Here is a 12061-nt window from a genome sequence, read left to right as displayed (position 1 = left end):
TGAACCGATGCCGGAACGGCTCGCCCTGATACCTGGCGAAGAACGGCCTCGCCGTGCACATTGGTCATCATGCTGGCGGGATCGGTGTTACGCGCGGCGCGCGAAGCGATGCGGCTCGCCGACGTCGACCCGATCAGGGCGATCCCGCTGGCGGCACAGGTCGTGAGGAATTCTCGCGACGACGTCCCCGCCCTCGCGCTGGCCGAGCAGGCGTGGGGCCACGCGCTGTGCCAGACCGGCCAGATCGGCGAGGCGGTCACACACCTGCGTCGCGCGGTCAGGCTGGGCGCGGGCAAGGCGGCGGCAGAGAGCCGGATGAAGCTCGCCTTCGCGCTCGTGCAGCAGGGGAGACCCACGTCCGCGCTCCGCGAGGTGGACTTGGCCGTTCCTCTGCTGGGTGCGCGCGCTCGAAGTCAACGCGCCGTGATCCTCTACCACCTCGGCAGGCTCGACGACGCCTTCGCCGACTATCAGGCCGCCGACCGCGCGTTGCGTCGGCGCGGCGAGAAGCTGGCGGTGCAACGGAACCTCGTCAACCGGGGAATCGTGCAGGCCGAACGCCAGAACTTCGGGCTCGCGGTGAGAGATCTGGTGGAGGCCGAGAGGCTGGCGCGCGATCTCGGCCGTGACCTCGCGGTCGGGATCATCGCCGAGAACCTGGGCTTCGTGGAGAGCCGCCGCGGTGACGTCCCTGCCGCGCTCGCGCACTTCGACCGGGCCGAGGAGATCATCGCCCGGCACGGTGGCCAACTCGCGCCCGTTCTCTTCGACCGCGCCGAGTTGCTGCTGTCCGTCGGTCTGGCCGGGGAGGCGCGAGAGCACGCTTCGCAGGCGGTTGCGGCGTTCCGTGCCGAGGGACGCCGGCTCATGGTTCCCGAGACGTTGCTGCTGCTGGCCGACGCGGCGTTGCTCGGCCGCGACTGGGCCGCCGCCGGTCGGCACGCGCGCGCCGCGCTCGCCCAGTTCGTCCGCCAGGGCCGCGACCAGCACGCCGCCTTCGCTCGGGCGACGGTGCTGCGCGCCGCGTTGAGCGCCGGAAAGCCCTGCCGGATCAGCGATCCCGACGCGATGGTGGCCGCGCTGCACGGCAGGCCCGCCGTGCAGGCGCACCTCGATCTGGCCGTGGTCGCCGGACGTCGACGGCGACCGGCTCGCGTGGTCGCGCACCTGACCACCGCGAGCCGGGCGCGGACACGTGGCCCGGCGACGCTGCGTGCGCGTGGCTGGTACGCCGAAGCCCTGCTGCACGAACGCACCACGCCTCAACGCGCCGCGGCCGCAGCACGACGAGGCCTGCGCGTGCTCGACGAGAACCACGCGGCACTCGGCGCCAGCGATCTCCGCGCCCACTCGGCCACCCACCGCGCGGACCTGGCGGAACTGGGCCTGCGCGTGGCACTGAGGTCCGGCAGGCTCGCCGACGTCTTCGAATGGGCCGAACGGGGCCGCGCGAGCCGTTTCCTGCACCGCCCGGTCCGCCCGCCGGACGATCCCGAACTCGCCGCGCTGCTGCAGTTGTTGCGCGCCACGAAGCTCACCCATCGCCAGGTGGAGCTGGAACGCCGGATCAAGGACCGCAGCCGCCTACTCCGGACCACCGGTCCCGGCCCGTCCGAACCGGTGCGCCCTGCCGAACTGGACCTCGGCGGCCGGGTGCTCGTCCAGTACGTCGAGGCCGACGGCGACCTGCTGGCGCTGACCCTCACCGACCGGCGCCTGGACCTGCGCGTCGTGGGCCCGGTGCGCGAGGTGGCCGACCTGCTCGAACGCGTGCCGTTCGCGTTGCGGCACCTGGCCCGCCGCCCGCGTCCCGAGATCCTGCAGCTGCTGCGCACCACGACGTCCACATTGGACTCACTGCTGCTGCCGCGTTGCGACCGGCCGCTGGTGGTCGTGCCGACCGGCCTGCTGCACAACGTGCCGTGGTCGACTTTGCCGTCGTGCCGCGGAAAACCGGTCGTCGTCGCACCCTCGGCGACGTCGTGGCGCAGCGCCGCCTCCCGGCCCGCTCGCCCGCGCACGTTCGCCGTGGCCAGTGGCCCGGGCCTGCCCGGCGCGGAGGAGGAAGCCCAGGCCATCGCGGACCTCCACGCCACCACGAACCCGCGTGACGCGACGGTCGACGACGTCCTGAAAGCGCTGGCCACGGCCAGCACCGTGCACCTGGCCGCACACGGCCGCCTGAACCCGGACAACCCGCTGTTCTCCGCGCTGGACCTGCACGACGGCCCACTCGTGGTCTACGACGTCCAACGCCTCGAACAGGTCCCGGACACCGTGATCATGGCGGCCTGCGACGTCGGCCGTTCGGTCGTCGTGTCCGGCAACGAACTTCTGGGCCTCGCCGCCACGTTCCTCGAACGCGGGACCGCTCAGCTGATCGCCCCGGTCGTGCCGGTGCCGGACGCCGAGACCAAGGACCTGATGCTCGGCGTGCACCGCCGGTTGCGCGAAGGCCGTTCGCCCGCGGCGGCGCTGGCCGAGGCGCAGGAGGAACTGGGCCGGCCCAACGGTTTCGTGTGCGTGGGAGCGTAGAGCTGAACGGGGCTCCCGCCCGGAACCCCGTTCAGCCTCACGACTACCGAGCGAACTGGAACCAGTTCACGTTCGCCAGGTCACCACCCGTGCCACCGGTCGCCACCAGGTACAACCGGTGCACCCCGGTGGCGCCGGACGCCGCGGTCGTGCGGCTGGCCCACGTCTGCCACCCACCCGTGCTCGCCGCCGAGACGGTCGCGACCAGCGGACCGGTCGGGCTGTCCAGGCGGAACTGCAGGGTGCCGTTCGCCGTGGAACCGGACGCGAGCCGCGTGGTCACGGAGGTCGGGGGAGTGGCGCCGAAGTCGACGTCCGCGTAGGCCACGTAGTCGCCCGGCGTCAGGTAGCCGACGTTCTGCCCGCAGCCCGAGTCGGTGCAGCGCTCGACCTGCGTGCCGCTCTGCTCGTCGTAGTACGAGGCGCCGATCAGCGCGTACGCGTTCTGCGTGGCGGGGAACTGGGCGCCGAAACCGTACGGGAACAGCGGTGTCTTGCCGTCGCCGACGTTGATCGGCTGCTGCGAGGCGCTCTGCATCCACGTGAACGGCAGCGTGCCGGTCGGCCGGTAGTCGCCGAACAGGACGTCCGCGACGCCGTTGCCCTCGGTGCCGGGCAGCCAGGCCGCGACCAGCGAGTGCCACTGCGGCAGCTGGGCCGCGATGTCCAGCGGACGGCCGGAGACGAGCACCACGACGACCGGGACACCGGTGGCGCGCAACGTGTTCAGGGTCGCGATGTCCTCGGCGTCGAGGCTCAGGCCGCCGGGCCGGTCGCCCGCGCCCTCGGTGTACGGGGTCTCGCCGACGACGGCGATCGCGGCCTGGTACGTGCCGTCGATGCCGGTGCCGTTGCGGTTGTACGTCACCGTGGTCGAGGTCGACACGGCCGAGCGGATGCCCTGCAGCACAGTGGTTCCCGGCGTCACCGCGCCGCTGCCGCCCTGCCAGGAGATCGTCCAGCCACCGCTCTGGTAACCGATGTTGTCCGCGCTCTTGCCCGCCACGAAGATCTTCGACGCGGTCTTGGGCAGCGGCAGCACGCCGTTCTGGTTCTTCAGCAGCACCTGCGACTTGCGCACGGCCTCACGGGCCAGCGCGCGGTGCGCCGCGTTGCCGACGGTCGGCGTGTAGGCGCGGTCGGTCAGCGGCTTCTCGAACAGGCCGAGCTCGAACTTCTTGGTGAGGATGCGGCGGTTGGCGTCGTCGATGCGCGACATCGGCACGCGACCCGCCTGCACCTCCTGCTTGAGGTAGGTGATGAACTGACGCCACGCGGTCGGCACCATGATCATGTCGAGGCCGGCGTTGATCGAGTCGCGCACCTCGGCCGCGGTGAAGCCGGCCTGGCCGTCGATCTGGTCGATCGCGTTCCAGTCCGACACGACGAGGCCGCTGAAGCCGAGCTCGTTCTTCAGCACGTCGGTGATCAGGTACTTGTGGCCGTGCAGCTTCGCGCCGTTCCAGCTGCTGTAGGTGATCATCACCGAGCCGACGCCCTTGGCGATGGCGTCGCGGAACGGCGGCAGGTGCGTCGCGCGCAGCTCGGCCTCGCTGACCTGGGTGTTGCCCTGGTCGGTGCCGTTGGTCGTGCCGCCGTCACCGATGTAGTGCTTGGCCGTGGCGAGCACCGAGCCGGAGTCCGACAGCTTCGAGCCCTGCAGGCCGGTGATCATCGTCGTCATCGACGTGGCGTCCTGGGGCGTCTCACCGAACGACTCGTAGGTGCGGCCCCAGCGGTCGTTGCGCGCGACGCACAGGCACGGCGCGAAGTCCCAGTCGATGCCGGTGCCCGACACCTCCTCGGCGGTGGCGCGCCCGATCCGCTGCACCAGCGCCGGGTCGCGCGTCGCGCCCAGGCCGATGTTGTGCGGGAAGATCGTGGCGCCGACGACGTTGTTGTGGCCGTGCACGGCGTCCACGCCGTAGATCATCGGAATGCCCAGCGGCGTCGCGATCGCCGCCCGCTGGAAGTTGTCGTACATGTTCGCCCACGACGTGGCGTTGTTCGGCGACGGCGCGGAACCGCCACCGGACAGCAGCGACCCGATCCGGAAGTTCGTCAGGTCCGCGTTGCTGACCGCGTTGCGCTCGGCCTGCGTCATCTGCCCGACCTTCTCGTCGAGCGACATGCGGCCGAGCAGATCGGCGACCCGCGCCGGAATCGGCTGCGCCGGGTCCTTGTAGATCGGGTCGGCCGCGGCGGCCGTACCGGTGGGGATGACGGCGGCACTGAGCAGTAGTGCGGCCGCGAGGAACTTTCTCACAGGGCAGACCTCCGCAGGACGAGGTCCTGTTTACCTTGCGGCACAACAGGGTTCGCTGAGCGTAACCCGTGTTCACAAAGTGGTATAGACCATCGGGGAACCGGAACGAGTACCGGTTCCCCTGGCCTGCCCTAACGACACCAGGACTGCACTGTCTCCGCGAAATCGGGGAACTCCGCCCGTGCCCTGGCGAGCACCTCGGCCGGCGTGAGTGGCTCGATTCCCGAGTACTTCTCCGCGACGGCACGCAGTTCGGCGTTCGGCACACCGGTGTCCGACCCGAACTCGACGGCCTCCTGCGGCCCCACACCACCCGCGAGCAACCACAGGAACTCGCCCAGGTTCGTCGCGACGGGCCCGACCTCACCCTCGGACCCGAAGAACACGACGGGCTGCACGGTCAGCGGCCCCTCCCTCACCAGCCACAGCACGGCCAGCCCGCCGGTGCCGTCCTGCCCGAACGGCCGGAACGCGTCCCCGCCCAGTTCCTTGTTGCCGGTCCACGACCGAATCCAGTCGGTCGTCTCCTCAGCGGAGTCGAACTCCTGGTAGGGCTCGTAGTCCATGTTGCCCGGCGAGGGCTCGTCGGCCTTCTCGTCGTACTCCCAGGGGAAGTCGATGCCGCTCAGTGCGGCCAGTGCGGCGGGGAAGTCCCGGTCGTCAGTGATCTCCACGCGCGCACGCTACTTCAACAGATCGTCCGCGAACGGCGTCTTGGGACGAGGAGAGGAGTCCGACATGCCGATGCCCAGATGGTGGGGCCACGTCAACAAACGCGTGTTCAACCCGCGCGCGATCAAGAGCGGCAAGTGGGCGGTGCTCACGCACGTGGGCCGCAGCTCGGGAATGCCCTACCGCACGCCGATGGAGGCACACCCGGTCGACGGCGGCTACCTGGTCGTCCTGGTCTACGGATCGAACTCGGACTGGGTCCGCAACGTCATGGCGTCCGGTCGCGCGCAGCTGACGGTCGACGGCGAGGAGCTCGAACTGACCTCACCGCGTGTAGTCGGTGAGGCGGAGGCGTTCGCGGCACTGGCTGACGAGGTGAAGCGTCCGCCGAAGTCCCTCCGCATCAAGGAGTTCCTCCGGATGGACCTCGCCGCCCGCTAGTCCGACCGCTCGGTGGCGAGCTTGCCCAGCGCGTGCCTGTTGGTCAGCCCTGTCTTGGTCAGCAGGCTCGACACGTGCTTCTCGACGGTCCGCCGCGACAGGTGCAGCTGCGCGGCGATCTCGTTGTTGGCGAGCCGGACCCCGAGCAGCCGCAGCACCTCGTACTCGCGGACGGTCACGCCGGCCAGCCGCAGCTCGTCGGGCACCTCGTCGGCGCCGGAGCGGCGTTGTGTCACCCGCACGCCCATCAGCCGCAGCTGGGCGCGGCATGCTCCGGCCACGGCGGCTATGCCGACGTCGTGGAAGTGGTGTTCGGCGGCGCGCAGCCAGGTTTCCGGGTCGCCCCAGCCGTCGCGGGCGGCGGCCTCGCTGACGAGTCGCAGGCCGAGGTGGCGGGCCATCGGGTAGAGGTGGCCGATGTCGCCGCTCTCCTGGACCTGGGCCAGTGCGGCGTCCTTGTCGCCTTCTGCGCCGGCCAGGACGGCGGAGGCCAGCAGGGCGAAGTGGTGATCCCAGCGCAGGCCCGCGGCCGGGTCGGCGACGACGGAGTCGTACTCGGCTCTGGTCAGGTCGCCGTCCACGGCCCTGAGCAACAGGGAGAGGCCCAGGCGGCCGGTCAGGTGGTAGGTCGTGGGGGTGGCGCGTTCGGCGGCCAACGCCAGTGCGAGATCGGCCCGCGCCCTCGGTCTGTCCTCTTCGAGGAGCGAGCAGAACGTCGCCGCGAGGCCGTGCAGGCGGGCGGTGTGTTGTTCGCCGCCTGGTTCGGACAGCACGGACCAGGCTTCGGTCAACGTCGTCCGGTCGCCGCGGTGGCCCGCCAGGACGGCTCGCAGCACCGCCATGAACTGGCTGATCTCCTGCAGTCCCAGGCGTTTCGCGGCGGAGGAGACGTCGTCGACGACCAGGGAGGCGGCCGCGAAGTCGGCGCGCAGCACGAGTTGCAGGCCGATGTTGACCTCGGACTGGTAGCGGGCGATCACCGCGCCGATCCGGGACGCCAGGTCGCGGGCCTGCTCCAGACGGCCGAGGTCGCCGGAGCGCAGGGCGTCGTCCAGGCCCAGCCTCACCAAGGCGTGGATCTCCCAGATGGGCAGGTCGTGCGCGATCGCGAAAGCCCGGCTGCGTTCGAGGTACGCCGTCGCGCGGGCCGGGTCGCGGCGGCGGGTCAGCGCACCGAGCAGTTGCCACGCCTGGCAGGCGACGACCGGGAGCGGGACGCGTTCGGCCACGGTCGCGGCGCGCAGTGCGGTCTCCTCGGCGCGTTCGAGGCTGCCCTGTTCGGCGCGGTCCAGTTCCAGGTGTGCGGCCACGACGTCCACGGGCGCGCAGTCCTCGGGAGGGGCGTCACCCAGCAACGCTCGCGCGATCTCCACCTGGGCCAGGCCGTCGGACGTGCGGCCGGCCAGGTTCGCCGCCCACGCCAGCTGCGTGTGCAGGCGGGCGCGGTGCGGGCGGTCGAGGCCCGAGCTGTCGAAGCTCATGGCCAGCGCGCGGTCGACCTGTCCGGCCTCGGTCAGCGCCAGCAGCTGGGCTTCGAGCGCCTCGAAGCGCTGGACGGGGTCCTCGACGAGTTCCAGCGAGCGTTCCAGCAACGTGACGGCCGACTGCGCGGCGCCCTGGGCCAGTGCTCGCCGTCCGGCCTCGGCGTAGAGCGCTCCGGCCTCGGCGGTCTGGCCGGCCGCTTCCCGCAGCGTCGCACAGAGGTGGCACCAGTCGCCGGGCACGCCGGGGTAGCGCTTCTCGACGGCGTCGGCCGCGCGCCGGGCCAGGGACGACTGGACGTCCTCCGGGATCAGGGTCAGGACCGCGTCGGCGACCAGCGCGTGCGTGAAGAGGTACCAGTCGGGGGTGTGGTCGTCGGGGCCGATCAGGTGCGCCACGGGTTCGCTCTGCAGGTGGCGCAGCAGCGTGCGGTAGTCGAGGCCGGTGACCTCGCGGACGACGGTCAGCGGGAACCTGAGACCGATCACGGCCGCGACCGACACGAACTCGCGCGCCTGGTCGTTCAGGCGGCCGAACCGGCCCGCCACGCTGTGCACCAACGCGGACGGCGGCACGCCGGCCTCGCCCATGCTCCAGACGTCCCCGGTCCGCACGAGGTGTCCGTCCGAGACGATCTCGTCGAGCAGTTCCTCCACGAACAACGGCAGCCCGCCGCTGCCCGCCCACAGCAGATCCAGTGCGGGTGCGGGCAAAGCGCCCTCCAGACACGCGCCCGCGAGCGCGAACACCTGCTCGTGCTTGAAACGCCGGAGCTCGACGAGCGTGGCGGAGTCGCGTTTGCTGGTGGCGCGGGCGAACTCCAGCGCCGCGCTGTCGTCGTCGCGCATGGTCGCGAGCAGCAACGTCGGCTGGTGCGAGATGTTGTCGATGACGTATTCGAGCACTGCCAACGTGTCCGGGTCGGCGTACTGCAGATCGTCGATGACGACGGCACATCCGCCGTCGCGGCCCACGAGTTCGGTCAGCCGGAGCACGCCCTCGGCGAGCACGATCAGCGAGCTGCTCGACGCGTCGTCAGCCGAGGTGCCCCAGTCGGGGTTCAGACGGGCGAGTGCCGGACGGTAGGGGCCCAGCTCGTCGATGTCGACGGTGGTGCCCAGGCGTTGCAGTGACAGCAACGCTTCGCTCAGGCAGCGGAACGGGATCGTGCGGCTCATGGCGCTGCCGCGGCCGCGCATGATGCTCATCCCGCTCTGGTAGGCGAGGTCGGTCGCGGCGGTGGCGAGCCGGGATTTGCCGATCCCGGCTTCGCCGGTCAGGAAAACGACCTGACCCCTCCCCGTAGCGACTTTCGCCAACGTCGTCCTGATCAGTCCCAGCTCATGGTCACGACCGACGACGACTGGTGCACGTAATGCCACTTGCACATGAGATCACGACCTGCCACGAAACGGTGACATACGGTCAGAAATCGGGCGTCAGTTTTCCGGACGGCAACAGGTGGAACCGTTCCCACCGCCGTTGACGGACACGACCGAGTCGAGCACGACGTCGGCGCTGGTCGGCGCCGCGGCGCTCGGACCTGCGGCGATGACGCCGGCGGAGAGAACGACGCCGGTCAGCGCGGCGATCCGCAGGCCGATCTTCCTGGTGGTGGCGCGAACCGAGGCGGACTGGTCGTGGGTCTCCGGCAATCTCATTGCTTCTCCTGTTGGTGAGTAACGGTTTCCTGCACTACCCCGATCGACGGGGAAGATCAGTGTCCTGCTTCGAAACGCAGGACGGACGGGGTCCGTTCCGGGAATCCCAGGCGCAGCAGGCCCATCCCGAGTCCGGCGAGTCCGGTGAGGAGTCCCGGGGTGGGCACGCGGTCCGGGGTGACGCAGCGGGGACCGTCGCGGCGCAACGTGGCCAGCACTTCGCCCGTACGGCGGTGCCGGGTCGCGGCGGACCAGCCGGTCACGGACACGTCCGCATGGCCGAGTTCCCCGTGGCACAGGGACAAGTCGTCGTCCGTCCATTTGGAAGCATCGTGCTGGCACCACCGGTCGGGGCCGGCCGGTCCGTCCGGGTACCGCTCGGCCAGCTCACGTGCGTCGGCGCAGCCGATTTCCGCGTCCAGCGCCCGCATCGCCGCCGCCAGGCCGTGTTCCGGTTCGAACTCCGCGGCGGCACCTGCCAACCGAACGGTCGTGCGGGCCCAGCGAGCGACCTCGTCGTCGTCGAGCAGAGTGGCGATCCTCGCGAGCCCGTAACCGATTCCGGCGAACCCGGTCAGGCCGCCGGAGCCGACCGCGGCGATCAGGTCGTCGTTGCCCCTGAGCGCGGCCAGCAGGTCCGGCACCGTCGCGAGCGCACGGCGTGCGACGTCGGCGTAGCGGCAGACCTCGCTGATCCGGCCGAGCTGGGCCAGGAACAGCGCCACGCCCGTGTAGCCGTGCGCCAGTCCGGCGCCCATCGGCAACACCAGCCACCGCGTGTCACCCACGGGTTCGAGACCGATCCAGTTGATCCGCTCGGTGCCGTAGCTGGTCGTGACGATCCGGTCGGCGATCGCGCAGGCCGCGGACAGCACCTCGTCCGTGCCGACGGCGTGCTGCCGCACCTTGCCCGGCCCCGCTCCGGTGACCGCGACGCGGCGGGTCGCCAGTGCCGCGGCGATCACCCACTCCTGGTCGTCGCGGTCGAACTCGTCGAACTCGGACAGGCACGCGAGCGCGTCCTCCAGCCCGGACGTGGCGAGCACGCCGGGAAGCTTTCCCTTGGCGGACACCAGGTCGTGGCCGTCCGCGCGGGTCGTGAACAACGGGACGTCGCCCGTGTCGAGCTCGGCCGCCTCGAGTTCGGCCAGGCCGGGCAGGAAGTCCGTCGCGCAGGCGGTCGTGAACGCGGCGAGCCGGACACCGGCGTCGCGCAGGAACTCCGGTCCGCGGGCGGCGGCGAGGAGTCCGGCGTACTGGGTCGTCGGCCGGGGCACGATCCGCACCGGCACCGAGGCGCACCCGGCCAGCAGCGCGGCGAACTCCGCGCTGTGCGAGGAGATCGCGTCGTAGGTCTGCCGGAACCCGGACAGCACCGCGTCCGCGTGGTCGGCGGCCTCGACGGCCTGGCCCTGCCACGCCGGGCGGTTGGAGGCGCCGATCACGTACTCGGGCCTGAGGACCGCGCGCATCCGGTCGGTGCCGGCGTCGAGCCATTCCGTTGTGGCGTTGGAGGTCTCCTGACCGGCGTCGCCGCCGACACCGGAGATGTCCACGAGCCCGTGCCGTCCGGCGACGGCGGGCAGTAGGCCGGTGCGGGCGACCGACCGGCCGAGCGCGACGACGGCGGGATCGGGTCGCTCACCGGGCAGCTGGGCCTGGAAGAGGGTCTCCACGTCGATCAGCAGCGGCTGGTCGGCGCGGGTGATCACGTTCTGGTGGTGCATGTCCGTGGCGCGCAGCAGGTGCAGCACCGCGAGCAGTCCACCAAGTCGCAGGAAGTACGCCGTGGCGTCGGAACAGGGCAGTGGTGCGGGCTCGACGTGCTCGGTCCAGCCGTAACCGTCGCCCGGCACCGCCTTGACGGTCGCAAGGCCGAGGTCCACCAGGTCGTTCACCAGCTCGATCACGTGCGTGAGCGCGAGGTGGGCGTCGACGCCGCGCGGCTTGTAGACCAGCCGCTGCCCGTCCGCGAGCTCCAGGACCGTCGTCGCCCGTCCGCCCCTGTGGCGATCTCCGCCGGGACGGGCCGCGACGAGCGCGGACCTCGTGTCGAGCAGCGTGCCGGTCAGGCGGTCCTGGTCGGCGGCGTAGCGCGTGGCCAGCTCGGTGATGACCTCGACCGCCGTGTCGCGTTCCCCGTCCAGCTCCCGGACGAGCACGGGGTAGTGCTCGAAGTGGGCGCGGGTGAGGAAGTCCTGGAACCGCTCGTGCTTGTCCGCGCCCTTGAGGTCGTCCGCCTGCCCCATCTCGTGCACGAGAGCCGGCGCCGCGAGGCGGGTGAGCCGGGTGGTGAGGAGCCCGGCGCACGCGTCGACCAGTGCGGACGGATCAACGGCGTGCTCGGGCAGTGCGGCCAGAGCGGCGTGCAGACGGGCGCTCGCCGTGGCCACCCAAGGCTCCACGACGTGCGCGAACACGTCCGTGGGAGCGGGTGTGGCGCGGCAGGCGATCTCCATGAGACGAAGCGTGCCAGGGCGCTACCGGCGGGTCATGGGTGTAGAACACCACCATTGGCCCGCCGCTGCGCATGGGCCGTTACGCATGCTCACCCATGCCGCTCGCGAATCGCTTGAGCGCATGCCGGTCGCACCCCTGCCCGTGGTGGCTCAGAGCTGCGGTTTCCGAATGGTGGTGGCCGCCACGGATGAGGTTTTCGCTGGTGGACGGCAGATTTGTGTCAGGCCGCAACGGGGCCTGAAACACCGAGAACCACTACACGGAGGTGCATTCCGATGGAGAAGATCGTCGACGCGACCGACCTGCTGACCATGGGCTTCGAGGACGACGCGCTGCTGATGGAGGACAACTCCCTCTGCACGCTCTGCTCCTGGACGTCGAGCCAGAACTGACCGGATCTCCGGTAATGCGGTGGGGGGCCCCCCCCGCGCCCCCCCCCCCCCCCCCCCGGGGCCCCGGGGGGGGGTTGGGCCCCCCCGGGGCCCCCCCCCCCCACCGCGCCGGCGCGGGCCGGGAGCCCCCCCCCGCGCCCCCCCCCAACACC

At 71.2% G+C, this 12061-nt stretch carries 7 protein-coding genes and 1 pseudogene; 2 read left to right on the top strand and 6 right to left on the bottom strand.

The window, feature by feature from the left end; genetic code table 11:
• Window positions 1-69 precede the first annotated feature (69 nt).
• The gene (locus tag ACIRG5_RS01755) at window positions 70-2535 is read left to right on the top strand and encodes a CHAT domain-containing protein (protein ID WP_402898585.1); all 2466 of its coding nucleotides are present in this window, start codon (window positions 70-72) and stop codon (window positions 2533-2535) included.
• Window positions 2536-2578: 43 nt separating this feature from the next.
• Here the strand turns inward: ACIRG5_RS01755 and ACIRG5_RS01750 are convergent, their stop codons facing one another.
• The 3 genes and pseudogenes from ACIRG5_RS01750 to ACIRG5_RS01740 all read right to left on the bottom strand — a co-directional run bounded on the left by ACIRG5_RS01750 (window position 2579) and on the right by ACIRG5_RS01740 (window position 5475).
• Window positions 2579-2965, bottom strand: a complete 387-nt coding sequence (locus ACIRG5_RS01750) for a carbohydrate-binding protein (RefSeq protein ID WP_402900843.1) — start codon at window positions 2963-2965, stop codon at window positions 2579-2581.
• Between the two features lie 27 nt (window positions 2966-2992).
• Window positions 2993-4801, bottom strand: a pseudogene (locus tag ACIRG5_RS01745) (glycoside hydrolase family 3 protein); the annotation flags it as partial.
• A gap of 131 nt (window positions 4802-4932) precedes the next feature.
• Window positions 4933-5475, bottom strand: a complete 543-nt coding sequence (locus ACIRG5_RS01740) for an SMI1/KNR4 family protein (RefSeq protein ID WP_402898582.1) — start codon at window positions 5473-5475, stop codon at window positions 4933-4935.
• A 64-nt stretch (window positions 5476-5539) separates the two neighbouring features.
• Here ACIRG5_RS01740 and ACIRG5_RS01735 point away from each other — a divergent pair, with 64 nt between their 5' ends.
• A complete protein-coding gene (locus ACIRG5_RS01735) occupies window positions 5540-5914 on the top strand; it encodes a nitroreductase family deazaflavin-dependent oxidoreductase (RefSeq protein WP_402898579.1) in 375 nt (124 codons plus the stop codon).
• Here the strand turns inward: ACIRG5_RS01735 and ACIRG5_RS01730 are convergent.
• The 3 genes from ACIRG5_RS01730 to ACIRG5_RS01720 are packed head-to-tail and all read right to left on the bottom strand — an operon-like array spanning window position 5911 to window position 11516.
• On the bottom strand, window positions 5911-8778 hold the full coding sequence (locus ACIRG5_RS01730; protein WP_402898576.1) for an ATP-binding protein: 2868 nt from the start codon (window positions 8776-8778) through the stop codon (window positions 5911-5913). The two genes, ACIRG5_RS01735 and ACIRG5_RS01730, sit on opposite strands and share 4 nt — an antisense overlap.
• Before the next feature lie 57 nt (window positions 8779-8835).
• Window positions 8836-9057, bottom strand: coding sequence for a hypothetical protein (locus ACIRG5_RS01725; protein WP_319974447.1), 222 nt, complete (start codon window positions 9055-9057; stop codon window positions 8836-8838).
• Between the two features lie 56 nt (window positions 9058-9113).
• Complete coding sequence (locus ACIRG5_RS01720; RefSeq protein ID WP_402898572.1) at window positions 9114-11516, bottom strand: type 2 lanthipeptide synthetase LanM family protein; 2403 nt, start codon at window positions 11514-11516, stop codon at window positions 9114-9116.
• Between the last annotated feature and the right edge of the window lie 545 nt (window positions 11517-12061).

Source organism: Lentzea sp. NPDC102401, from assembly GCF_044765805.1.
GTDB lineage: Bacteria > Actinomycetota > Actinomycetes > Mycobacteriales > Pseudonocardiaceae > Lentzea > Lentzea sokolovensis.
Note: the sequence above shows the minus strand (reverse complement) of the source record. Positions and strands in the feature narration are given on the sequence as shown.

Coding starts and splice junctions, on each gene's coding strand:
- ACIRG5_RS01735 (WP_402898579.1), top strand. CDS start 5,540: ATGCCGATGCCCAGATGGTGGGGCCACGTCAACAAACGCGTGTTCAAC.
- ACIRG5_RS01725 (WP_319974447.1), bottom strand. CDS start 9,057: ATGAGATTGCCGGAGACCCACGACCAGTCCGCCTCGGTTCGCGCCACC.
- ACIRG5_RS01720 (WP_402898572.1), bottom strand. CDS start 11,516: ATGGAGATCGCCTGCCGCGCCACACCCGCTCCCACGGACGTGTTCGCG.
- ACIRG5_RS01755 (WP_402898585.1), top strand. CDS start 70: ATGCTGGCGGGATCGGTGTTACGCGCGGCGCGCGAAGCGATGCGGCTC.